The 24,415-nt window shown below is 33.5% G+C and carries 20 protein-coding genes, 1 tRNA gene and 1 pseudogene; 11 read left to right on the top strand and 11 right to left on the bottom strand.

Annotated elements, in window-relative coordinates:
• Positions 1 to 80: 80 nt before the first annotated feature.
• The 3 genes from P618_RS01140 to P618_RS08755 all read right to left on the bottom strand — a co-directional run bounded on the left by P618_RS01140 (position 81) and on the right by P618_RS08755 (position 2,622).
• Positions 81 to 1,814 (bottom strand): hypothetical protein, encoded by a 1,734-nt coding sequence (locus tag P618_RS01140; protein ID WP_024161024.1) that lies wholly within the window; start codon positions 1,812 to 1,814, stop codon positions 81 to 83.
• Positions 1,811 to 1,984 carry a hypothetical protein gene (locus P618_RS07670; protein ID WP_021826936.1) on the bottom strand — a complete coding sequence of 58 codons (174 nt, stop codon included), beginning with the start codon at positions 1,982 to 1,984 and terminating at the stop codon, positions 1,811 to 1,813. Before P618_RS07670 ends, P618_RS01140 begins: the two co-directional genes overlap by 4 nt.
• A gap of 506 nt (positions 1,985 to 2,490) precedes the next feature.
• On the bottom strand, positions 2,491 to 2,622 hold the full coding sequence (locus P618_RS08755; protein WP_275574321.1) for a hypothetical protein: 132 nt from the start codon (positions 2,620 to 2,622) through the stop codon (positions 2,491 to 2,493).
• On the opposite strand from P618_RS08755, the gene P618_RS09065 reads away from it, so the two are divergent.
• Positions 2,581 to 2,850, top strand: coding sequence for a hypothetical protein (locus P618_RS09065; protein WP_420805311.1), 270 nt, complete (start codon positions 2,581 to 2,583; stop codon positions 2,848 to 2,850). The genes P618_RS08755 and P618_RS09065 overlap by 42 nt on opposite strands.
• Here P618_RS09065 and P618_RS01130 read toward each other — a convergent pair.
• The 5 genes from P618_RS01130 to P618_RS01110 form a co-directional block, all read right to left on the bottom strand.
• Entirely contained in the window at positions 2,824 to 3,693 is an 870-nt protein-coding gene (locus P618_RS01130) for an outer membrane protein (protein ID WP_156918943.1), read from the bottom strand. The genes P618_RS09065 and P618_RS01130 overlap by 27 nt on opposite strands.
• A gap of 93 nt (positions 3,694 to 3,786) precedes the next feature.
• Complete coding sequence (locus P618_RS01125; RefSeq protein ID WP_021826939.1) at positions 3,787 to 4,635, bottom strand: outer membrane protein; 849 nt, start codon at positions 4,633 to 4,635, stop codon at positions 3,787 to 3,789.
• A 255-nt stretch (positions 4,636 to 4,890) separates the two neighbouring features.
• Complete coding sequence (locus tag P618_RS06420; protein WP_075260866.1) at positions 4,891 to 5,403, bottom strand: hypothetical protein; 513 nt, start codon at positions 5,401 to 5,403, stop codon at positions 4,891 to 4,893.
• Between the two features lie 9 nt (positions 5,404 to 5,412).
• Positions 5,413 to 5,484, bottom strand: a tRNA-Asn gene (locus tag P618_RS01115).
• A gap of 132 nt (positions 5,485 to 5,616) precedes the next feature.
• Positions 5,617 to 7,413, bottom strand: coding sequence for an ABC transporter ATP-binding protein (locus P618_RS01110; RefSeq protein WP_021826940.1), 1,797 nt, complete (start codon positions 7,411 to 7,413; stop codon positions 5,617 to 5,619).
• 1,047 nt (positions 7,414 to 8,460) lie between these two features.
• Here P618_RS01110 and P618_RS01105 point away from each other — a divergent pair.
• The 10 genes from P618_RS01105 (at position 8,461) to P618_RS01065 (ending at position 21,703) form a co-directional block, all read left to right on the top strand.
• The gene (locus tag P618_RS01105; protein WP_156918942.1) at positions 8,461 to 9,054 is read left to right on the top strand and encodes a BON domain-containing protein; all 594 of its coding nucleotides are present in this window, start codon (positions 8,461 to 8,463) and stop codon (positions 9,052 to 9,054) included.
• Entirely contained in the window at positions 9,051 to 9,845 is a 795-nt protein-coding gene (locus P618_RS01100) for an MlaE family ABC transporter permease (protein WP_021826942.1), read from the top strand. Before P618_RS01105 ends, P618_RS01100 begins: the two co-directional genes overlap by 4 nt.
• Before the next feature lie 1,162 nt (positions 9,846 to 11,007).
• The gene (locus P618_RS01095; protein ID WP_021826944.1) at positions 11,008 to 12,195 is read left to right on the top strand and encodes an efflux RND transporter periplasmic adaptor subunit; all 1,188 of its coding nucleotides are present in this window, start codon (positions 11,008 to 11,010) and stop codon (positions 12,193 to 12,195) included.
• 10 nt (positions 12,196 to 12,205) lie between these two features.
• Positions 12,206 to 15,328, top strand: coding sequence for an efflux RND transporter permease subunit (locus P618_RS01090; RefSeq protein ID WP_021826945.1), 3,123 nt, complete (start codon positions 12,206 to 12,208; stop codon positions 15,326 to 15,328).
• 194 nt (positions 15,329 to 15,522) lie between these two features.
• Positions 15,523 to 16,608: a phenylalanine--tRNA ligase subunit alpha gene (gene pheS / locus P618_RS01085; protein ID WP_021826946.1), complete on the top strand. Its 1,086-nt coding sequence runs from the start codon at positions 15,523 to 15,525 to the stop codon at positions 16,606 to 16,608.
• A gap of 1,053 nt (positions 16,609 to 17,661) precedes the next feature.
• Complete coding sequence (locus P618_RS09060; RefSeq protein WP_162147041.1) at positions 17,662 to 17,763, top strand: transposase; 102 nt, start codon at positions 17,662 to 17,664, stop codon at positions 17,761 to 17,763.
• A gap of 556 nt (positions 17,764 to 18,319) precedes the next feature.
• The gene (locus P618_RS01080) at positions 18,320 to 19,108 is read left to right on the top strand and encodes an ABC transporter substrate-binding protein (RefSeq protein ID WP_021826948.1); all 789 of its coding nucleotides are present in this window, start codon (positions 18,320 to 18,322) and stop codon (positions 19,106 to 19,108) included.
• Between the two features lies 1 nt (position 19,109).
• Complete coding sequence (locus P618_RS01075; RefSeq protein WP_156918944.1) at positions 19,110 to 19,760, top strand: amino acid ABC transporter permease; 651 nt, start codon at positions 19,110 to 19,112, stop codon at positions 19,758 to 19,760.
• On the top strand, positions 19,745 to 20,422 hold the full coding sequence (locus P618_RS01070) for an ATP-binding cassette domain-containing protein (RefSeq protein ID WP_021826950.1): 678 nt from the start codon (positions 19,745 to 19,747) through the stop codon (positions 20,420 to 20,422). The genes P618_RS01075 and P618_RS01070 overlap by 16 nt, the downstream gene beginning before the upstream one ends.
• Positions 20,423 to 21,025: 603 nt before the next feature.
• Positions 21,026 to 21,703 carry an alpha/beta hydrolase family protein gene (locus P618_RS01065; RefSeq protein WP_021826951.1) on the top strand — a complete coding sequence of 226 codons (678 nt, stop codon included), beginning with the start codon at positions 21,026 to 21,028 and terminating at the stop codon, positions 21,701 to 21,703.
• Between the two features lie 328 nt (positions 21,704 to 22,031).
• Here the strand turns inward: P618_RS01065 and P618_RS01060 are convergent, their stop codons facing one another.
• The 3 genes and pseudogenes from P618_RS01060 to P618_RS01050 form a co-directional block, all read right to left on the bottom strand.
• Entirely contained in the window at positions 22,032 to 22,772 is a 741-nt protein-coding gene (locus P618_RS01060; RefSeq protein ID WP_021826952.1) for a dihydrodipicolinate reductase C-terminal domain-containing protein, read from the bottom strand.
• Positions 22,763 to 23,434 (bottom strand): MarC family protein, encoded by a 672-nt coding sequence (locus tag P618_RS01055; protein ID WP_021826953.1) that lies wholly within the window; start codon positions 23,432 to 23,434, stop codon positions 22,763 to 22,765. The genes P618_RS01060 and P618_RS01055 overlap by 10 nt, the downstream gene beginning before the upstream one ends.
• Positions 23,435 to 24,187: 753 nt before the next feature.
• Positions 24,188 to 24,415, bottom strand: a pseudogene (locus tag P618_RS01050) (3-deoxy-8-phosphooctulonate synthase); the annotation flags it as partial.

The following is a 24,415-nucleotide window of genomic DNA, read 5'->3' as shown; positions in this document are numbered from 1 at the left end:
CATATCAAGAAGATCCAGTTTCATGTTTTGTCCTTAAAAACTTACGGACGAAAAATATGATTATTTCAAGCAGAAATCAACTATTGCTGCGTAACATCAGTTATTAAGTATTGCACAGTTTCAGGATACGCAGATCTCATACAAACCAGAAATTGTTCACGTAAAAATTTTTCGTAATGAATAGTGTCACCATCAATCTGATCAATGACTTTTTTTGTATCATTAGTCAAAGAAGAGTCCAGAACAATGTTCAATGTATCATGAATCTCCTCAAAATTTTTTCCCTTAAAAGATGAATTTTCTTGTACTTTTAAAATTTTTTTCTTAACCTCTTGATTTAGCATATTGGGTTGAAGCACGCACCTCCCTAACACTTGCGTTACTAATGCTCTTCCCGTGTTTATACTGTTGCTTTTAAGAAATAGATTAAATAAATCTTCGTCTAAAAGCGTCTCCCAAAAATTAATTTTAAGAACCCTCCTGGCAACCGCTTGATTTTGTGTATAAACCAACGTATAAAGCAATTGCTTAGACAATTCATTAAATTTTCGAATATTTCTTTTCTTTATTATTCTAGAATTCCAAGGATTTATTCTTTCAAAATGTAAATTATTACAAACATATTCTATTGTATCTTCTTTGCTTGAGAATTTAAAGTTATAAAAAAATTTACAAAAATTCGCTTCCAAAAAAGCACCGTTTAACATTCGACTATAAATCAATTTATCCAACATTTTTTCAGCATAAACACAATCAGAAGATGCCAGAGTCTTTAACGCAATCAAAGTTTTGTTCTCAAGAGTTTCTTCGCCTCTTGAAAAATCTAAATTTAACAAAAGATGTGTAAGAGCTGTGGTATCTTTGTATTCAAATGTGTATTCAAATGGATTTCTAACAAGGATGTTTGTTTTTTCTAGGCACATGTTCCATACTTGTGAAACAGCAGAATCTGAAAAATTTATTTTCGATAATAAAAAATTTTCTATTTTTTCATTTCTTAAATAAAGAAAGTTTTTTAATACGTTAGCAGTATAATCTTCGTTAAATTGAAGACCTTTGATATTTGCCTCGAAATCTTTTTCATCAAAAAGCAATCCTACAAATGGGCCAGCGTTGAACAGTACTGTTTTATAAATTCTAGAATATTGATCTGGAAATGCACTGACATCCCACGATTTAATGTTCTTTTTTCTTTGCTTCCAGTTTATTAATTTCAAAATTTTTTCTAAAATTTCAGAAGAATCTGGGTTACAATGTGGACTTGAGAGTATGTTAGCGATATCCCCAGTTGTTTTATGCTCAAAAAGATTTTTCCACTCAATCGACTGAAAAAATATTTTAGAAAGCTTTGGGTTAACGTATTTGGATAAAAGGGTAGACACAGTTCGAAATTCGTCTTCTTCGTGAAGAAAATCTTTATATTCTTTCCAATTTATATTTTTTATAAAAGCCTTTGCTAATTCAACATGATTATCGTGTGATAAAATGTGTGAAATAAATGCATTATATTCATCATTTATATGATTTCTATGTTCGTTAAAATTTCGTTTACATTGAAAAAGACCATTATCGGCACGAAAGTTTTTAGCTCCAAGACTAATATGACTAATGATTATTTGAGCTATCTCCCAACAGTTACCTTTTGATAATATACGGTCTAACAAATCCAGAATTAAATGGGGTGACCCATTCAAAAAAAATGATTGAAATTTTTTCTTTAATAGTGTGCTTAAATTCTTCTCTTGAAGCGCCTTTTTTAAAAATATCACATCTTCATCTGCTTTCTTAGATACAAGTAATTTTATTGCGTTCACGAATGAATTATATTTTCATCATCTTTTTTTAGTAGATCAACCGCTTCTGATAAATTGTTTACATTTTGATCGCTATTTATCTGTTCTTTATTTTCTTTTGCAGAAATACTTTTACTTTCTAAAACTAATAAACCTATAAAAGAAATAAAAAAAAACTTTACATTTATCATAATTATACTTCGAATGTTTTTAATATAATAATATATTAACATAAGAAAATAAAATGTCAATTTTATTTTAAAGAAAGGAGATGGTTTTTTAATAGAAAATGACAAAGAAACACTACAGCTTAAATCTAAGGGAAAAAGTAATAAAATATATTAAGCTTGGTAACTGATGTTTATAGTGCTTTGAAAGAGAAGATTCCCAATCTCATGGGCTCTAATCTGCATTGATGCCTCAAAAGACTAAATAATCTTACCCAAAAAAGAAGTGTTGACTCCTGAAAAAAAGAAATGTATTTCTTTGAATTTGTTCGTATTGACAGTACAGAAGGTCCTCACAGACAAGGGAAATGCGACCTTTTTATGGCCATTGATCGGGCCACAAAGTACGTTTATGTCGAGCTGCATTCAAAGGCGTCGGTTAACGAGTCAAGTGCATTTTTGAAAAATCCGATCCCCCATTGTCCTTTTAAAATAACGAAAATTCTCACAGACAATGGGGCGCAATTCACCTATGGACTGCTTGCACTACACCTGAGGCCAAAACGATGTGCAAGAAGCATAATATTGAACACAGACTCACCAAATTCAAGCATCCTTGGATCAACGTTCAGGTCGAAGTCACCAATAGATCCCTCAAACACTACACAAAAAAGGCTTCTGTTTACAAAAACCTCGATGAGCTAAAGCGCCATATGATGACTTTTGTGCTGTACTATAATCATCAAATAAAGCTGAAATCATTGAAATATCAGCCTTCCTTTGATATTATCATATTAGAATTTGAACGTAACACGTCAAATTCTAATCATCATCCAAACCATACGTTGTTAGGGCTAAACATATTATTTTGCGCGAAACATATAACTTAACGTTACTAAAAAAAGATTGTTGTTTGTCTTTAATGTAGGCATTCCATAAGAAATGATATTATCTGGAATAATTTTAGAAACTTGATGCCAAGTTTTTCTATTCAGCCACTGACGTTGGTACTCTAAACCCAGAGCAATACGTTGAGTTAAAGCATACCTGGCGCCAAAAGCCATCATGGGACCTGCAACTGTTTTAGATAATCCTCCTAAAGATTCTCCAGATTTATTGATATAAGAAAATTTTTGATGTTGTAATACAATTCCGGGGCCAAGAAAAAGCTGAATTTTATTGATAGCAAAATATCCTAACTCAAAAATAAAAGAATTGAACCATTTATTTTTTAAAGAAAAACTCATTGCCGAATCATTTAATACACCGTAATTATCTCCAAGATAATTCTCTTCTGCCCCAATTAGTCCACGCCAGATACTTTCTATGCTCCATTTTCCAGCTGGATACGATATTTTTGAAGAATCATGATTAAATCCAAAAATCCATCGAAATCCAAGAAAGTAATTTCCCATTTTTTTTTGCATCAACGCACCTAAGTGCCAAGAAAAGCCTGATCGAGTCTTAACAATTCCTTTTTGACCAAAATCTATTAAAGTTTCCGAATTTCCAATTGCATTCCATCCCAAAGCATGATCATCCACAATATCTCTTACTAAACTTCCGCTGGTACTAAATTTACTTATCTCTGCTCCATCTCGTGCTCGGGTGGCAATGCTAGCGGTTCCCAGTCCCAACGTAAACCCTATACCGGACTGAAATCCAGATTCTTTTGCATAAACAAAACTTCCTAAAAAACAGGTAAAAAAAATTAATTTAAAACAAACACTCATCAAATATTCTTTTGAATTGCGCTCAACGCGCTGCACTGTGTCAGAATTTTAACAGTGCCGTGCGTATTCTACAATGTTTTTACACTTAAAACATTATTTTGAGCTAAACATGTAACTCAAGGTTACTAAGAAAAGATTATTGTTTGTTTTTAATGTAGGCATTCCATAAGCATAGGCATCTTGGGGGAGAATTTTAGAGACTTTATGCCAAGTCCTTTTATTCAACCATTGACGTTGGTATTCCAACCCTAATGCCATTCGCTGAGTTAGAGCATATCGAGCACCCAAAGCAATCATAGGACCTGAAACCGTTTTGGATAATCCGGAAGAAGATTTTCCAAATTCATTGACGCAAGACAATTTTTGACGTTGAAACACAACACCTGGGCCTGCGAATAATTGAACTCTTTTTCCAACAAGATACCCAAATTCAAAAATAAAAGAAGTGAACCATTTATTTTTTAAACGGAAATTAGTTGATGATTCCTTCAGTACTCCTAGTATTCTTTCAACGACAGGGCCTCCAAGTGTATTCTGCATAAAAATTTTTCCGGACGTATAATTAATTTTAGAAGAAGAATTATTTTCTCCGAATATCCAACGAACTCCAAAAGTGTAAGAATCAACTTTTTTTTGCATTAACATACCTAAATGCCAAGAAAATCCAGAGCGTGATTTAACGACACCTTTTTCAGTAAAATTTGTATAATTATTCGGGATTCCCACCGTTCGTTCGTGAATGACGTGACCATCTCTTATGCTTTTTAATTTAAACCCTTTAAAATCAAGGTCACTTCCTGCACCATCTTTTGCTTGTGTGGAAGAGCTAGCGGTTCCCAGTCCTACCGTGAAACCTATGCCAGATTGAAAGCCGGATTCTTTTGCATGCACAACGAAAGCTAAAAGACACGAAAAAAATACCGATTTAAACTGTTTGTTCATTGTAAAATATCCTTTTTTTTAACTACATTAACATTATGTCAAAAAAACGTGAAAATGCTTAAAAAATTGAATTTTTCTATAATATCTTTTTAATAATGTTTTTTTTACAACATACAACAAACATTTTTTTAATAAATTCGAAAAATATTTTTATTATTCTCTACTTGAAAATTAATTTTTAATTTAATTAAATTTATTTTTTTTAGTAATAAAAAAAATTAACAATGATTGAATCATTTTTCAAAACAAATAAATTTAAAAAATATTAGAAAACTTATTGACTTTTGATATTTTTTTAAGTTTTTTCTCTCGTGCGTGAAAAAACCTCCCAAGTTCTGCAAAGATTTCTTGTGCGATGTGTTGAGCACCTTCTTGAGAAACATAAAATTGAGCAGAAGTTTGTCCATAAAAAGATGGTGTTAATGTGCGGTAGTAACACGCAGTTACTTGGCCTTTATGTACAATGTTCTGACAATGCTTTAACGTAAAAGAAGCTTTTAAAATAGTATGAAGCAAAGCTATTTTCGCGTCTTTCCCCATCTCTAAAGCATTTTCTGAGGTTTCCATATCAATCGAAAGCGTATAGTCCCGATCACAACCCGATCCAGAAAACATACGTTGTAAGACAGACTTTAATAAAACTCCTGAGTACCCCGGAATTTCTTCTATATACACCCTAGAAAAACACTGTTTAACTTTAGGGGTTAATACAGAATCACAAGAACTTAACAAAAATATAGAAAATAAAAGGAAAAAAAAACGAGACACAAAAACAAGCTCCCCGGGCCGGATTCGAACCAGCGACCTGGCGGTTAACAGCCGCATGCTCTACCACTGAGCTACCGAGGACCATGTTTGTATTATACACTAAACTTTCTTCTGTTGTCTATACCCCTTTGTGAAATTATTTCATGCAAAACGCTCTAATTTATTGCGATTTGACGTTCATCAAATTAGCATAAGAAAAAAGTTAAAAAATACTTATTTTATTAATTGTGCGACTGAAAAATCCTCTAATTTTGATTTTTCCCACAAATCAGCGTAGATTCCTTGTAGCGTCAAAAGTTCCAAATGCGTTCCTTGTTCACGAATTTTTCCCTGAGCCATGACAAAAATTTTGTCTACTTTTTGAATGCTGCTTAAACGATGAGCAATGTAAATTTGAGTACAAGAATAGTTCAAATTTCGTAATCCTTGACGAATATTTTCTTCAATGGCGGTATCTAAAGCAGAGGTTGCTTCGTCAAGTAATAAGATAGGGCTTTGTTTTAAAAGAGCTCTAGCCAAAGCAAGGCGTTGACGTTGACCTCCAGATAATTTCAGTCCATGGGGACCTACTTGGGTATTGTAGCCCTGAGGAAGTTGATCTATAAACGCGGATATTTGTGCACGTTCTGCTGCGTGACGGATAGATTCTATTGAAACGTTTGTGCTTCCGTAAGAAATATTATTTTGAATAGTTGTGTCAAATAATGTAATGTCTTGACTAACAAACCCAATATTATTTCGAATCCATTCGGGTGAATAGAGTAATGCGTCTTTTCCGGAAAAAAGAATGCGTCCAACTTTTGGAAAATATAATTGTAATAAAAGATAAAAAATAGTTGTTTTCCCAGATCCACTCGGGCCAACGATGGCATAGTGTTTATTTGCTTGAAAATCGCACGATATGTGCTGCAACACAGGTTGACAGGAGGTGTATTCAAATGTTAGGTCTTCTAAAGTAATATTGCCCAAAAATATATTTTTGTTACCAATCGTTGAGGAATTTTTTTTAAGATTAAGGGGCTGATCTAGTACGTTAAAAATGCGTTCTCCGCTGACTATACAAGACTGAAGGCGTGTGTGTACTTGTAAAATATTTTTTATAGGGCGATATAAAAAAAATAATGCTGTAATAAAAGTTAAAAACGATCCTGGCGTTTGTTTTTCTTGAATAACTCGGTGTCCTCCATAAATTATAATACTTGCAATGATGACTCCTCCTAAAATTTCCATAAACGGATGAATCAGTGCTTGTATTTTTGCGGCTTTTTTATATTCTTTTAAAATTCTTTCTGTACACTCCTTGAGGTGTTGTTTTTCATATTCTTCTGTTCCATAAGCTTTTACCATGATGATTTGGTGAAAAACTTGTTGAAAAAATTGCTGCAGTTCAGAGCTTAGGTTTTGAATTTGAAAAAATATTTTCTTTGCACGTTTTCCACAGATACGTAATAATCCTGCCATAATAGGAAAAATGAACAAAGCGCTTAGAAATAGTAGCATATCTTCTTTTAACAAAACGACGATTAAGCTTAACACCATAAATACATCTCGACTTAGTGTGCTTAAACTTTGTAAAAGAGTTTCTCTTACAATACCTATGTCTTGGGAAAAAATGTTTGCACATCGTGCTTCGTGATGATTTCTGAAAAAATCTAAATTAAAATGTACCATACGCGCAAAAACATCATTTTGTAATTGAGTTGCTAACGTGTATCCCATGGCTGATAGGCAACGCTCTCCGATATATTCAGCAGTTCCTTTAATAAAAAAAACAAATAATATTCCTATACCGATCCATATTAATAAATCTTTTCGATGCGCAACAAAAATGTCATCAAAGATAGGTTTTAAATATTGCGCAAGAATTGCAGTAGTTCCTGCGGTCAAGAGCATACTGATAGTTCCTAATATAAAGTATTTTTTTTGAGGAACTAAATACATCTTAACAAGGCGTCCCAGCGTGCGATATTCCGAATTAGTTTTTGTTACTTTTATCCAAAAATCATTCAAGATGTAATCTTTTTTGCTATACAGTCAGTTTACATTATAAGAAAATTTTTCGTAAATAACAAAGGATCGGGGCCGTTTATTTAATAAATTTTTTAAATTTAAAAAAAACATTGCTCTCACTAAATATGTATATGAAAAAATATTAGCTTTTTATTAAAACCAAATCATAAATTGTATTTTGTTTGTCAAAAGATATTTCATTTTAGCCAGTGTTTTTCTTAATTATTTATGTGATGATCTTTAATAGATACGTGGGTGGTGTATATGGATGTGTTGAATTTGTGTCGTAAAAGCTCTGTAGCGTCTTTTATATTAAATGTTACCGTAGCGTGTTTGATCTTATAAATGTAGAGTAGTGATCTTTGAGTATCTTGGAACATTTGCATTTGAACACGTGTTGATCGGCCTTAATACCAAAGCGAAATTTTTGATCCCCTTGAAGGCCATGTGTCTCTGAAAAATTTGCATGTGGTAAATTAAGTTGAAATTTAAGAAGATAAGCGTCTCTGAAAAATTTGCATGTGGTAAATTAAGTTGAAATTTAAGAAGATAAGCATTATTTCTAGAAGAAAATTCTAAGATTATATATTTGAGAATCTCTATCTTTGATTGACTGAATGTCGTACTTTACTTATTCATAAGCCTTAACTTGATTTACGATCTGGTTGAGACAATAAACGCCTGTAGTCTGAAATATTCTACTTAACGCTGACATCAAATGGGATATTTTGATCCAAAAAATGTTCAAATGTTGGAAATTATTATCATCGTGTAATACAAAATAATTATCTAATTATAGTAAATTAAATTTTGGTTTTCGAATCGAAAAATGGGGATGAATCTCGGCATTGCTTCATCAAAGTGAGAAGTTCTTGGGTATCTGATCTTAGCATCTTTTTTTTAGAATAAAGCGATTTGAGTAAAACACAACTTCACTTGTTGTATATCAAAAAACGTAGGTATGTGAAGAACTATTTCAGGTATTGATAAAAAAGCCTTGACGACTTTAAGACTTGCATATACGCTTAGAGGCTATGGATTTAATTATTGATTGTTTTGAAGCATATGTTTAAGCGCGATTTTTGTGCTTTTTTTTGTGTGTGCATGACTGTGTTGGGGGTGCAGGGATGTGGAATTTTACCGTTTACTTCTCAAAATAGAACGCTTTCAGAAACTTGGAATGACGGTGTAATTCGGATTAAAATTTCTCAAGATTTTTTATTGCATCACTCTGGAGCTTTGGACGGAATAGAAACGCTCGTTTACCAGAATAATGTGTTATTAGTTGGGAGTGTTTCTACAAAAAAATTAAAAGTTGAGGCAGAAAAAATCGCAAAACACGTTGATGGAGTCAATAAGGTATGGAATGAGCTGTTAGTGGGGGAAGAATATTTTACAGACTACGTCAATGATGGCGTAATGGAGAAAAAAATTAAAGCAAGTCTTTTTTTAGATGATGAAATAAAATCATCAAACTACATGATTAGAGTATTTAAAGGAGTTCTGTATGTATTAGGAAGCGCTTCCAGTCCTCAAGAACTCAAACGATTTCGGAATTATGTTGATCAATTTGCTTTGAAAGATGTAAAATATTTTATAAATTTTAAAAATTCAAATACGTTACAGGATAAAAAAATATGAAAAAAAGATATGCATTATGGAGCAAAGTAAGTATTTTTGTAGGGACAAAATTTTTGATTTTTTTACAAAATACGGGTAAAAGAGGGATATTTTTTGCCAAGATATGTTTTTCTGGTAAGGGACCTTTTATGAATCTAAAAATTTTTTTCGTTTTGTTTTCGCAGTATTTTTTCTATTCTTTGCCGCTTGTAGGAATGACTTCGATATGTGCCGGAATGGTTTTGGCTTTGCAAAGTGCAAAATCTATGCACGGACTAGATATTTCTGGAGTTCAAGTTGAATTGGTCGTATTTTCAATTTTCAGAGAGTTAGGCCCAATTCTTGCTGGCCTAATGATGGCAGGTCGTCTCGGATCCTCTATAGCGTCTGAGCTATCTAGTATGGTGATCACAGATCAAATTAATGCCTTAATTAGCGTGGCAGTTTCTCCTTTGTACTATCTGATACGTCCTAAAATTTTTGCTGTTCTTTGTGCGCTCCCTTTGTTAACGTTGTATTCAGATGTGATGGGAATTTTGGGGGGATATATTACGTGTGTTTTCAAGCAAGGAATGTGCGGCTCTCAATACGTGTGGCATGCTTGGACTTTGATTCAGTGGAATGATATTGGAATTGGAATTTGCAAATCTTTGATTTTTGCACTTTTAACCGCTTTTGTAGCGTGTTATGAAGGATTAAATGCGCCTCCCAGTGCGTTAGGAGTGGGGGTTTCTGCGCAAAGAAGTGTGGTTATTTCTTCTCTTTTTATATTATTTACGAATTATTGGGTGACATTTTTTTATCCTAACTGAAAGAATAGCGTTTTTGCGCTATTTATAAACAATAACATTAAATCGGTTGTATAAACATAAATTTTGAAAAAATGTATAAAAAAATAGGGAAAGTTACAGATCAAAAAAAATCCCCTATTTTTACGATATACAAAAATTAGTAAGCCCAAAAAGATATAAAAGTATATTTTGTGGAGCGTTACCTGATATGAGGTCATTTAAAGCGCGTTATTTCGGGATGAAAACGTTTTTGTATTCAACGATACGCGGATACTGGGAAATGTATTCCTCTGTCGTATGGCAGTTTTTTGATCTAGATTTCGATAGGTTTAGGAGGAATTATTTTGGTATCCTTTGGCGCAAAAATTTAATATTGCGTGAATAAAAATACTCATCCCGAATAAAGTAATGCATAGTAAATTAAATTTTGAACAATAAAAGCGCGACACTCAGTAATTGAAAATAGAAAAATTCGGCTATAGGATCTTAGAATGTTCTTCTAGAAAAGTATTACATTCTTAAGCTTTAACTTAATCGCTTCAGGCCATAAAGGACAAGCCTTTGAGTGTAATTTTTGCGTACCAAAATAAACATTTAAAAAAATATAGAGCTTATTGCGACATTTTCATGCTTTGGGATTAAAGATTCTAAGAGGCTTGTAGGGAAGAAGGTAGGATCAAAGTCGAACACATGTTTAGCCACACATTCAAGAGTATGAAAGCTCCCAATACACATGCTATATCCTCTAATTTTATTTTTATCTCAGGAATCGAAAATATGAACAAATGGCCTCGTATAAGTAGAAAAGAAAAGCGCTTTCTAGAGGATAAAATGGCGATTTACACAGTAAGTTTATTAAAAAAATTATGAATTTTAATCAAAATTGATCGAGCACATGAAATTCAAGGCGTTAAATAGATGTATTTTTAGAGTTGAAATAAATTAGAGACAATAATGAAAAAGTATTCGTTTAGAATAAAAATTTTTTTATGATATATATAATGATCATTTTATATTTTTTAAAAAATTCGTGTTTTGTTTTTACAGAATAAATATAGTTGATTTGTGGATATTTAATCGTGCAATTCTTCAAAATATTAAATTTTATTAAATATTATTTTTTCCACTAGATTTTTTCAAGAAAATCATGCATCATAGGTACCAAATCTAAAGTTATTTTTTTATGAAAAATCAATACAATCCTGGTTTTGCTTTGCAAAAAGACAAACAAAAATTTTACCAAAAAAAAAATGTTCAGAACACTACTCAAAATTCTATACAGAATTTTTTGAGGCTCGTCGTTTTTAGTTGTTTCGTGGGGGGTGGTTTTATTTTTTTAGAAGGCTGTAATACAAAAAAAGAAGTAAATAAAGGTCGTCGCCCTTTGTCTGTTATTGTAAAGCCTGTAGAGCGAATGAATGTTGATCGAGTCATTTCGGTTAGCGGAAATATTAAAGCTAAGTATTCTGCTCCGTTAATTTTTCAGTCTCCAGGTATTGTTAAAACTATTTTTGTAATGGCGGGAAGTCGAGTTTCAAAAAATCAGTTATTGATTCAGTTACGAGATGATCATACAAAGGTTCAGGTTCGTTGGGCTATGGTGCAATTGTCAGGAAAAAAGTCTGATTATCAGCGTAGCAAAGAAATGTATGAAAAAAAGATTTGGTCTTATGCTCAGGTAGAAAAGGCTCACACAGAAATGGAGTCTGCTGCTTTAGAGCTAGAAAAAGCAAAAGTTAATGACGATAGCATGAAAATCAAAGCTCCATTTACTGGGCGTGTTGGATTTTTTCAAACCAACGGAAAGCAACTGAGTCCAGGATCCGCGGTTCAGCAAGGGCAAGAAGTTGGGACGATTGTTTCAGATGAAACAATTGTTGCTTTTGAGTTATCTGAAGGAGATGCTGATTTAGTAAAGGTCGGTCAAAGAGTTTTAATTCAAATGGAAGGAGATGGTGTTTTGCCTTTAGAATCAACTGTTAGTGCGCAAGAACCTTTTTCGGATCCTGTCTCACACATGGTCAAATTTACTGCAAATGTTTCAGAGAAAAATACCTCTTACAAGGATGGAACTTTTGTTAAGGTTCGCGTCACACTTAAAGATGCAGCACCTGCGTTCTTAGTTCCTACGGAAGCTGTGATTCCTGACAGTGGTCAATATGTTGTTTATGTTGTTAAGGATTCTGGGGAAGTCTTAAACGGAGAAAAAGTTTTTATTGCTAAGGCAGTTTCAGTGACCCCAGGTCCTCAGTTAAAAGGCTTGACTAGCATCGGTGAAAAGTTACGTGGTATCGAAGAAGGAGATAAAGTGATTACAGAGCCTGCAGAAATGATCAAAGACGGTCTTCCAGTTATTATTGCAAAAGAATAAGGAGTGTTTTATGCAAATTCCATCTTCTCCTTTAAATCCTGAAAAATCTACCAGTTCTTTTACGGATTTTTTTATTGATCGCCCAGTGTTTTCTTGGGTGGTGAACATTATTATGGTGCTTCTTGGGATTGTCGGTTTTTTTCAACTTTCAACGCGCCAATATCCCATTGTAGAACGCCCTTCTTTAACTGTGCGTGCAACGTTTAGTGGTGCTGCACGTGTGATAGAAGAACAAATTACGAAAGTTTTAGAAGAGTCATTTGTTTCTCTGCAGTCTTTAAGTAGTATGCGTTCTGAGGTTCAAAAAAATGAAAGCAATACGTGGCTAATTTTTGAAGAAAATCGTTCAATGGATGCTGCTTCAGCGGATGTTAGAGAAATCTTGTCTCGAGTTAACGAAAAACTTCCAGAAAATTCAAAAGTTTATGTGACAAAAGGTAATTCAAATGCGCTTCCCGTTATGGAATTGGTTGTCCAAGGAGAAGAGCACGTTCCTTTGACAGATTTATACGCAATTGCATCTAGAACTTTAAAAGGTGCTATCGAAAGTGTTCCTGGTGTGGCGGTGGGGGAAGTCATCGGGGGGAGTGATCTCCAGATGAAAATCACATTGGACCGAGAAAAATTATACTCGTATCATATAGGGGCTTCTGAATTAAGCCGATTGATTAAGGAATCTAGTGTCGAAAGAGCATTGGGGTATCTTAAAGAAGAAAATCGACAATTTTCTTTGACGGCTCAAAGTTTGTTATCTCGACCAGAAGAATTTGCAGAGCTTTTAGTTCCCGCAGGAAAAGGAGCTCATTATGGAGCGCAACATAGAGTTCGTTTAGGGGATTTGGCAAAGATTCATTTGGGACAAGAAGAGGAAGATCATAAAGTTTTTTTTAATGGTCGTCCTGTCGTTGCTGTACAAGTTATTCCACAGCCTAACAGCAATCCAATTAATATTTCTAAACTCGTGTATGAACGTTTGGAGCGTATTAAAAAAACGCTTCCAAAAGATATAAAAATTCATGTAGCACTTGATAAATCAATTTTTATTAAACGTTCTATTAATCAGGTGTATCGTGCGATTTTTGAATCCATTATCTTAGTTTTAATCGTAATTTTTATTTTCTTGCGTTCTTTTTCTTCGTCTCTTGTTCCTTTAATTACGATACCTATTTCTTTAATTAGTACTTTTTTTATCATGAATCTACTTGGGTTCAGTATAAATGTATTGTCTTTGCTTGCTATGGTTTTAGCTATTGGTTTAGTGGTAGATGACGCTATCGTTGTCTTAGAAAATGTGTATCGTTACTTAGAGCAAGGAAAGGGGCGTCTTGAGGCAGCGCGCTTGGGATGTAGAGAAATTCGATTTTCTGTTATCGCGATGACATTGACGTTAGCCGCCGTATATGCACCGATTTCGTTAATTCCGGGAACGATTGGAAAAATGTTTAAAGAATTTGCGTTAACTTTAGCAGGGGCAGTTCTGATTTCTGGAGTAGTGGCATTGACGTTGTCTCCGTCTATGTGTTCTGTTCTTGTTCGGGCGCACACATCGTTTCGATGGAAACCTTTGGAGTATGTTTCTAAAGGTATAGATACGTTTCTTGAAAAGATGGAGTCTTTTTATGTCACGTGTGTTAGCCGTGCGTTGAACCATATGAATATTGTTTGGATAGGCGCTTTGTCTTTATCTGTGTTCGCAGGTTGGGTGTATACAGGATTAAAGAAAGAGTTAATTCCTGCTTCTGATGAAGGTATTGTGAGAGTTCGGATGTTTCCTCCTAGTACGCGAAATTTGAAGTTCCTTGAAAAGCTTGCGCTTCCTATTGATGGGGTATTAAAAGGGGTTCCAGAGACTACAAATCGGTTGCTTATTATGCAAATGGGGGATAGTGTTGGGCGGGTTACGCTTAAACCTTGGGAACAGCGAACGCGTGTTTGTCAAGATATTGTTAAAGAATTAGACATGCTTTTTCAAGAACGTATTGCGGGCGCGGAGGTTTACTCAGGATGTGTCAACTCTTCACCAATAGGTGGTCGTACGGATAGTGCGGGAGAATTGGAAATGGTTTTACTCAGCGACAAATCTTCGGAATCTTTGAGACAAGAAGGCAGAAAATTGCGTCGATTATTAAAAGAAGTTCCTGGAATCGATTGGGTTGATAATAATGAACTTATGGAAGAAGTTGGGTACAATGTAAAAGTGCACAGAGATCGTATTTCTCAGTTGGGTCTGACGCCAGAGGAAATTTTTGAAACTTTAAGAATTTTTCTTCGTGGAACTAAAGTATCTTATTTTGAAAAAGATAAACGGATGTATGATGTTGTATTAGAGCTTCCTGATTCTGAAAGAGATTTAGAAAAAATTCCGCATTTTTTCATTAAAGGAAGGGATGCAAAAAATGAAATAGCTATGGTTCCTTTGAGAGAGCTAGTTTCTTTTGAACAGAAATCTGGTGATTCTATCATTTATCGTACAGATCGAAAAAGCTCCTATACTTTGAAAGCTTATTTACAAAAAGGTGCTTCTGCGCTGTCTGTGTATGAAGAATTTGAAAGACGCGTACAGTTACCTACAGATTTTGAATTAAGGGCTGAAGGTGAGCTAAGAAGTTTGCAAAAAGAATCTGGAAATATTTATTTAGTTTTTGGGTTAGCGATTGTATTTATTTTTTTGGTGATGTCTGCGCAATTCGAGAGCTTTTTATCTCCATTTATTATTATGATTACTGTTCCTCTTGCGCTTGCAGGTGGTGTGTTAACGTTGGCGGCAGTTTTAGGAATGATAAGTATTTATGGACAAATTGGTTTGATTACGTTAATTGGGTTGATTACGAAACACGGAATTCTTTTGGTAGATTTTGCTGATCAAGCACGTAAATCAGGTCTTCCCTTAAAAGAAGCGATTTTAGAAGGGTGTCGTTTACGGTTGAGACCTATTTTGATGACCACATTGGCGATGGTTTTAGGGTCTATCCCTCTGGCTTTTGCTCAAGGTCCTGGGTATGAGGCGCGTCAACAAATTGGATGGGTCATTACTGGTGGAATGACTATAGGAACGTTATTTACGTTGTTTGTTATTCCTTGCGTATTGTTCTTTTTCATGAAAATAAAAGAAAAAATTTACAAGATTAGTTAAGTTTTTTATTGATACATCGTGTAATTGGGTTTTTTCTGACTGTTCAAGCTACGAAATCAGCAAAGTGATTTTGTAGCTTTTAACGTGGCGTTATCGTAATAGATCACGAAAGCACGTTTTTTTTAGTTTTGAAGAATGTTATAGACAAAAAATAAAAATATGTGCTACAATTCTACCAAAATTTTTATGTTTCGATGATTTTTCATTCATTAGATCACTATTTAGAGAGTATTAAAAAAATCAATACTTTGGAGGATCTTCAAGAATTAAGACAAAAATATTTTGGAAAACAAGGAGAATTTACTCAGGCACTTAAGGCGTTGTCTGGGTTGACTTCTGAAAAACGAAAAGAGGAGGGGGAAAAAATTCATTTTCTTAAAAAAATGATTTTAGAAGTGTTAGGAAAAAAAGAAGATGATTTAAGAGAGTTTGCTTTAAACGCTCAGCTTCTTAAGGAGCGTGTGGATGTGACGTTGCCAGGAATTTCTGTCCAAAAAGGATTTTTTCATCCAATTAATGAAGTTCTTTGGGATGTCGTGAAAATTTTTCAACAAATGGGCTTTTCTTGGATGGATGGACCAGAGATCGAAACGACTTTTTATAATTTTGATGCTTTAAATGTTACTGAGGGGCATCCGGCTCGTGCTGAACAAGATACATTCTATCTTCCAAAAGGAGTTCTGCGAACCCAAACTAGTCCTGTTCAGATTAGGACTATGGAACAGAACAGACCTCCGCTAAAAATGATTTCTCCAGGGCGCGTGTATCGTTCTGATCATGATCAAACGCATACGCCGATGTTTCACCAAATTGAAGGCCTAGTTGTTTCAAGGGAAGCCAACATGGCAGAACTCAAAGGTGTCTTGCAGATGTTTTTGGAAAGATTTTTTTTAAAACCGATTTCTTTGCGTTTTCGCCCTAGCTTTTTTCCTTTTACAGAACCTTCTTGCGAGGTAGATATTGGTTATCGGAAAGAGGGGGGGGAAATTATTTTAGATGGAGACAGTCATTGGCTAGAAATTTTAGGATGTGGTATGGTACATCAGAAAATATTAATGCGTTGTGATATTTGTCCAAAAACTTACCAGGGATATGCTTTTGGTATGGGGTTAGAGCGTTTGACTATGTTGCGTTACGGCGTTCAAGATATACGAGAATTTTATAAAAATCATCAGACTTGGCTTTCAAACTTAAGTGTTCAGAATTTTTTAAATACTTTTTTATCGCAGAAAATTAATAATGAAAATTTGGATTGTATTCAAGAACAAGACAAAATTTGATGTAAAGACGTCTTATGCTTTTTGCTACAGACGTTTGTTTTTAATTATCTGGTTCTTTTAAAAGCTAAAAAAATTTTCCAAATTAGCCTGATTGAATGCTATAGTTTTGTATAACAGATGAGTTTGCGCTTTTTCACTAGAGTTGCTTCGTAGATTGAGTTTTGTTCTTCAAATTTTTTTTCTATCCTTCAAAGCTATTACCTATATTTATGATTTATCTATAGTTATGATTTTTTCCATGCTTTTACAATTTAGGTATAGAGCGTTTATAGTAAAAGCAGTTGAATTATAATAAAGTAAAAAAAGCACTAATTGAATAATATATACTAATTTATCATGAAAATGGGATTTGAAAGAATGCGGCAATAGCCTCGTAAAATTTATCAAACTGGTTAATTTGGTTCTTATAGTAATTTAACTTGAAAACGGGATAATAGGGTGCTATTTTTAAGAGAAAACGACAAAAAAACACTACAGCTTATATCTAAGGGAACAAGTAATAGAATATATTAATCTTGGTAATAATCAAGACAAGATGTCCAAGAAGTAACGTAAATAGCTGATGAATCAGGTACCAAGAAGGCATGGACCATTAGAGCTAAACCTCGCTTAGGCAAAAAGGGCAAAATAGCCCCAGAGAAGCTAAGGGGTTATGTCGAAGGTCAATGAGGATAAAAAAATGAGCAAAAGATAGCAAAACTATTTAATGCTAGTATATTCTGTGTATCGGCGGTTAAAGAAACTAGGCTTTAACTATAAAAAAAGTCTTTACCTATTTGCAAGCAAGCCAAGAAAAATGAAGGCGATATAAAGAAACTATAAAAGGCATATTGTCAGAGAGTCTTGTATATATTGATGAAAGCGGTATTGAGATGACTATTTGTGCAGAACGCGGGATGGGGCAGAAAGAGGAAAAAGCTTGCTGCCAAAAAGAACGGTAACTATTATAGCTGGGTATGTTAGCACCTTTGGTATTTAATTGTTCTTATCGTACAAAATGATTTGAAGCTTGGGTAAAAAAGGTATGGATTAAAAAATTAGAACCTGGGCAAATTGGATAATGCTGGATTTCATAGATCACAAAGAGCGAAAAAGTTGATCGAATCTGTAGGTTGTCAAGTGATCTTTTTACCGCCATACTCACCCGTCATATGAAAAGATGTGGTACGAACCAAATTAACCAGTTTGATAAACCTTACGAAGCTATTGTCGCATTCTTTTAAATCCCATTTCCATGCTAAACTACTATATTATATTACTCGTTCCCTTGGATCTAAGCTGTATTATTTTTTTGTCATTTTCTCTTAAAAATAGCATCTCCTTGTCCCGTTTTCAAGTTAAATTACTATGCACTTACTTTAGACCATTAATCCCATATTTTTTCATAAAATTTACATAAAATCATACTGACGCAGCAGGTCTATTCAAAGATAATGAATAATCGAAATCGCAATAAACGCAAAACCTATGCTCAGGAATCGTAAACATAAAAAAGGGCTTTGCGTAAGATAAGAAAACGGAAAAACTTTTTTGAGAATAAACGAAGATTTACGCAGTAGTTTTTATTAAAATTTCAACCTTTTACAGTGTCGAAACTTTTAACTACGTATCCACCTAATTTATATATCGATCAAAATGGTTTAACTTCAAACGTTCCGTTGATTGTTTTTTTTTTATGTTTCATGTATAAATGAAAGGAGAGTGATTGTATGTGCAAAGAATTTTAGGTATTGTGAATTTGCGTTTTTTTTATTTTTTTTGTTTACCCCTAGGAAGTGTATGTATTATGGCGTGCACCTCTAAAAAAAATTCTAACGATGCGCGTAGTTTAGTTGTTGCAACGTGCGCGGATTACCCTCCTTTTGAGTATTACACTCCGGAAAGAAGCTTAAAAGGGTTTGATATTGATTTAGTCCGTTTGATTGCGCAAAATTTAAAAAAACGAGTTGTTTTTGAAGTTTTTGAATTTAGTTCTATTTTTGCAGCGCTTGAAACAAAACGAGCAGATATAGGAATTTCTACTATAGCCATTACTTCTGAACGAAAGAAAAAAATAGATTTTTCTCGCCCCTATTATACCCAAAAACTTTATGCACTTTTTCGAAAATCAGACCTTGATTATTTTAAGAAAGTATTTTACACAAAAAATGAAAAAAAAATAGGTAAAATATTTGGTTGTCAAATGGGGACGACTATGGAAAACTGGATACAAACACAGCATCCTGATGAAAAATGCATAACTATGGATGAAAATTTGCCGTTAGTAGAAGCGCTAAAATCTGAAAGAATTGACGTTGTCATCTTGGATGGCTATCAAGCAAAAACTTTTTGTCGTAAAAATATTCAATTGAGCTGCCTTCCAATTGGGAATAGTATAAATAGTTACGGTATTGCGTTTCCGAAAAATTCTTCTCTTTTTAAACTTGTTAATGAAGCCTTAAAAGTACTAGAAAAAAATGGAGCTATAGAAAAGCTCAAACATAAGTATCATCTTGATTAATTTGATGACAATATTAGAGCAGATTTTTTTTATTGGAAAAGGATTAGGAGTAACACTTCCTCTTTTTTTAGGAGCGTTTGTAATAGGAGCTCCGTTAGGTATCGGTTTGGCGATATTAAGACGTTTTTCGAAAATTTTTGGTTGTTTTATTGATTCTGGTATTTCCGTATTACGTGGAACGCCCGTCATATTACAATTGAGCTTTGTGTATTTTACGCTCCCCAGTTTAGGGGGGGCACATATAGGGTTTTTAGGAGCGGGAATGATTACGCTTGGAATAAATTCTGCTGCTTACACAGGAGAAATTTTTCGCTCTGGCATTGAAGGGATACCTTTTGGACAATTTGAGGCATCAAAAGTTCTGGGAATCCGTACGTACTATATGTGGAAAGATATTATAATTCCTCAAGTTTTGCGCAATGTGTGGTCTTCTTTTGTTAATGAATCTATTGCATTACTGAAGGAAACTGCGTTGATTTCTACGATTGGAGGGGAGGATATTTTGAAATGTGCAAAACACATGGGATCCATGCAATTTACGTATTTTTCCCCCTTAATTATTGCTGGAGCTTATTATTACGGAATAGTACTTTGTATTGAGTATTTGGGAAGATATATAGAAAAGAGGCGTTTCTCATGGTCGATATCGTAAATGCGACAAAATGTTTTGGTGAAGCGTGCATTCTCCAGAGCTTAAATTTAAAAATTTCTGATCCTGAGATTGTGGGGCTTGCAGGAACCTCTGGGAGTGGAAAATCCACCCTGTTGCGGTGTATTCAAGGGATAGAGCTCTTAAACGAAGGAACGATTCAGCGTCCAGTTAATACTGGTTTTATGTTTCAAGATTTTCAATTATTTCCCCATATGACCGTGTGGGAAAATGTTACATACGCCCCTTTGCGTCAAGCAAATAATCAGTCAGAAATAAAGGAATGCTTAAAAAGTGCTCAAGAACTTTTACAGTCTTTAGGAATTTTATCACAAAAAAATGTATACCCACATCGATTGTCTGGGGGGCAAAAACAAAGAGCAGCTTTGGCACGTGCGTTGATCATGCATCCAAAGCTTTTATTATGTGATGAGCCTACATCTGGGTTAGATCGTAGTACAACAAAAAGTGTTATACAAATTCTAAAGCAAGTCCATGAAAAGGGGGTGGCATTATTAATTGCTTCTCATGATTTGCATTTTCTTTGTACACTTTCTCACCGAATTGTGATGATGCGTCATGGATCGATTGTCTTGGATGTATCTACTCAAGAAAGTGGATTTCATGAATCGTCTCTTTATCAATTTTATAAAACGGGTGATTAATATTTTATATATGTGTGTCTAAATATATCAATACTGTTTATGTGGACTGAAGTTTAATCGAAATTTTGTGTTCTCAATACTTTTTAGCTACCATGAAGGTTGTTTTTTTTGAGATATAAAAATTAATGTTGGGTAGTAACCGTCTATTGAAAAAAAAATAGGATAATACAAGCTGTTAAGAAGAAAAACTCAGAATTTGTTGGTAGGTCTGTGCAAAAGAGAACGTATGTGATGGAACAATTATGGTGGTAGCTAGAAATTTTACTTATGGCAAGATATTTGATTGAAAAAGGGCTCTAAATTGAAAAAATTTTTGATCAAATCTAAAAATATTTTTTTGAATATTTTGTTTTATTGAACATTTTTTGAAAAATTATTTATAAACAAAATGCATTATTTATTTTTTTTTATAAAATAATGATAAAATTTTTTTATATCTTAAATTGATTTTAGAGCATAATCCTTTAATCTCTGCAAGAGAGATGTGACTGTGTATCAATAAGATAGTACATGTCATGATCTTATGACATTCTTGGCCTTTAAACTCATTGATGTCATCAAAACAAATGATGAAACTCGTGATATCAATTAAAAAAGAAAAAAATGAAAGTTAATTCTAAATATTTAATTATTTTTATGGGGGTATTGACAGTTTTTGTTTCGATTATAGGGAGCTATTTTTATAAAAAAAATAAAGCAGTAGGATTCGCGTTTGTTTTAAATAAAGATAGAGGAATATTAATGTATCAGGGGGCTGTTAATAAAAAATTTCCTTTAATTGTTGTTCATGCCAACAAATGTATCGCGCTAAAAGAGTACATATTTATAAGTAAGGTATTAGCGTCACGGGGGTTTTTTGTGGTGATTGTGCAATCAGAGCCGTTTATTCAGTATCCACATACAGTTAATGAAGACAAAATTTTTGTTAAAGATCAAACTATATTTAAAAATTTTTCTTACTTGGACCTTAAAAAAAAATCCCAAAATATATTGTATGACATAAAATTTATAAAAGAAAATGAGAAAAAATATAATAATGTTCAGTTAAATTTGAAAAATCTTATTTTGATTGGACATGAGTGTAGTAGTGATATTTTGATGAATTTTTCTTCCCTTTACCCAAACTTAGTTTCTAAAATCATTTTGCTCAATAATTCAAAATATCCTTTTCCAAGTAATACAAATATAAAAATTTTACGCTTTAGTCTTGCCGATACCGCTTCCGATCAAGGTACATTTCAGCGACTATATCAATACTTAGAACCTGAATTTAAAATTTGATCCAAAAATTATTTATTATAAATATAGTACATTAAATTAAAGTTTACGAAAATAAGTGAAATTTCTATAAAAAAATTCTAAAATCATATAGCTAAAAACACCCCTTCAATTAACTGAGTGTCGTGCTTTGCTCATTCATTATAATTCTTAGTTTAATTTACTGTAGTGTGAGCAAGAGGGGATATAAAGAAACTTTGTCGGAAGGGAAAAGGTATATACGCCTTGTTGACCTTTTTTTATCTCGTTTTTTTAAATTTTATTGAAAATAAAAATTTTTTAATCAACACCTAAAAAAAGAACGCAATCTCCCTGAATTTAGTTAGGGGTACTATGCAAAATTTACTTTTAAAGACAAGAGATACTGCTGAACATCATAGTAACCTGCTTCACAATTTTGTATCCACAGCGCCATATCCAGCAATCCTTTTGCAAATACATAGGTGTCCATCACCTGATGTGTGCATTGGATCACCTCACAATTTCCAGAAAAAATTACAGAATTTAATATGACTCCAATACCCCCTCTAATAGAGCTCCATTGAATTTTTTGTTTTAACCAAGGACATGCAGATTCTAAGTGCTGAATAAAATACAAGGCAGTTCCAGAAGGAGCATCTTTTTTAAATTTGTGATGATGATCATGGACATGAACATCCCAATCAGGTCCCAATGTTTGTGCAAGTAATACAATAGAACGTAAAAAATTCCACAAAGATAGTGAAGCATTAGGAGCATAAAGGACAGAGCAAAAACCAATAATGTTAGAAACCATTTCTTGAACGCCTAATGTATGCCCTGTGCTACCAATAACTAAAAATTTTTTTAAGAGTTTTGGATCACATTGTGAACCGTAATCTAAAAATGTATCTAACAAACATTTTGTACCTTGAGCGCCTGAGACATCAATAATTCCATCACATTTTAAAATAAAATCTTTAAAAATTTTAATTGATTGTTCTTTTTGCTTCAAATCCATTACATAAATTTCATCTATATTATTGTAATTTTTTGCCAAATCTACAATTTTTGTACCTAGTCTGCCAAGACCTCCAAAAACACCTAAGCGCATTGACCTTCTCTTTTATCAAGGGTGCATGCAATCGGTGTTTCTTTCCAAGATTTATAAACTTCGCTTACCCCACCAATCATAATTTGCACAGCAAGCATTGATAAGAATAATCCTGCTAATTTTTTAATAATTTCCAAAATATTATTTCCTAATAGTTTGAGAATTTGAGGGGCCATACACAGGAACAAAAAATTTACTCCCACTGTTATCGCTATTGCTAACACAATTCCTACTGTATATCCTATATGAGGGTTTGGAACACTCCCTAAAGCATTTGCAATAATACACAAAGCACCAGGACCTATAATGGTGGGGAAAGCTAAAGGAAATACAGCTAATTGTAAAATATTTGAAGATTTTTGTGAAACATCATCGGAACTTTGCTCGCTAACAAGTGCGCACGCTGTACGAAATAAAAGAAATCCTCCTGCAATTCTAAGTGCTGAAATTGTAATGCCTGCACCTTCCAGCACTCCCATTCCAAATAAACCAAAAGCACACCCGATACCTAATGCAACAACAGAAGCACGTACTGCGAGCTCTCTTTGTTGTTTCTGAGAAGCCCCTCCAGATAATCCAACAAATCCTGAAACGACAATAAACGGATTAACAACTATTAATAAATTTGAAACTAAGGCGTAAAAAAAATTTAATTCTTCCATGGATCAATAAAATAACTTATATCTTAATTTTCAATTTTACACTGTTTTACCCGCGTTGTCACCCTGTTTTTCTTGAGGGGGCGCATTAAAGTTTTAAAAATCACGAAACTTTGTTACAATTTTTTTGTTTAAATCTTTTCTAGACGCTGTAGCTACGGGATTTAAGCCTACATCGTAAGACATCTGAAGTTCAAGGACGGAAAAAATTTGGCGATATTTTTGATTTTTGGTATATAGTAAATTAATTAAATTAAAGTTTATGAAAATCAGCGGGATTTCTAGAAAAAAATTCTAAGATCATATAACTCAGAACTTCTCCTTTCGATCAACCGAGTTCCGAACTTTACTTAATTCACAAACTTTAGCTTATATTTAACTGTATTCGGATAGCCTTTTCATCTTTGAAGATGTAAAAATGCGTTTTGAATTTAATGTTATCTATGAAAGCGGTCACATCCTTTCAGAATGTGCTTAATATTCCTAACTTATACAGCACACGTTTGGGCGCGAAAGAGCTTAGCGTGAACGGGTAACCCAAATCACGTTATCGATCTTTAAAATTCACACATTAACTATAATAAAATTTTACACCATTCTCACAAGCGCATTGTTTACAAATAGAGATGATTGATCACGGACTGAATCATGCTTCAGGAATGCTAAACTACCTCTGCAATTAAGCGCCTAAAACTAAATATCCATTACTTTTTCAGGAATTTTGTAAGCGTGCACTGTGTTAAATAAATTGCTGATTTATACGGGTTCTTTAGAAAAATTTTGATAAGGCCATCGTTTGGTCACTTGGTCTAGTGCAATAAGAGGCTTTAAAAATTCCTGAACCTCTGCTAATGGAACCATGTTAGGACCATCACTCAGTGCTTTATCTGGGTTCGGATGCGTTTCTATAAAAAGCCCAGAAATTCCTACTGAAATTGCTGCTCTAGACAAAGGTTCTACAAACCAACGCTCTCCTGAACTCGC

The sequence above is a fragment of the Holospora obtusa F1 genome (assembly GCF_000469665.2).
GTDB classification, from domain to species: Bacteria; Pseudomonadota; Alphaproteobacteria; order Holosporales; family Holosporaceae; genus Holospora; species Holospora obtusa.
The sequence above is the reverse complement of the archived record's forward strand: the minus strand, read 5'-3'. Positions and strand labels throughout refer to the sequence as shown.

Excerpts from the sequence above, each read along its gene's own strand:
- P618_RS07670 (WP_021826936.1), bottom strand. The coding sequence starts at position 1,984 with ATGATAAATGTAAAGTTTTTTTTTATTTCTTTTATAGGTTTATTAGTT.
- P618_RS01130 (WP_156918943.1), bottom strand. The coding sequence starts at position 3,693 with ATGAGTGTTTGTTTTAAATTAATTTTTTTTACCTGTTTTTTAGGAAGT.
- P618_RS01125 (WP_021826939.1), bottom strand. The coding sequence starts at position 4,635 with ATGAACAAACAGTTTAAATCGGTATTTTTTTCGTGTCTTTTAGCTTTC.
- P618_RS01100 (WP_021826942.1), top strand. The coding sequence starts at position 9,051 with ATGAAAAAAAGATATGCATTATGGAGCAAAGTAAGTATTTTTGTAGGG.
- P618_RS01095 (WP_021826944.1), top strand. The coding sequence starts at position 11,008 with ATGAAAAATCAATACAATCCTGGTTTTGCTTTGCAAAAAGACAAACAA.
- P618_RS01090 (WP_021826945.1), top strand. The coding sequence starts at position 12,206 with ATGCAAATTCCATCTTCTCCTTTAAATCCTGAAAAATCTACCAGTTCT.
- pheS (WP_021826946.1), top strand. The coding sequence starts at position 15,523 with ATGATTTTTCATTCATTAGATCACTATTTAGAGAGTATTAAAAAAATC.
- P618_RS01070 (WP_021826950.1), top strand. The coding sequence starts at position 19,745 with ATGGTCGATATCGTAAATGCGACAAAATGTTTTGGTGAAGCGTGCATT.
- P618_RS01065 (WP_021826951.1), top strand. The coding sequence starts at position 21,026 with ATGAAAGTTAATTCTAAATATTTAATTATTTTTATGGGGGTATTGACA.
- P618_RS01060 (WP_021826952.1), bottom strand. The coding sequence starts at position 22,772 with ATGCGCTTAGGTGTTTTTGGAGGTCTTGGCAGACTAGGTACAAAAATT.
- P618_RS01055 (WP_021826953.1), bottom strand. The coding sequence starts at position 23,434 with ATGGAAGAATTAAATTTTTTTTACGCCTTAGTTTCAAATTTATTAATA.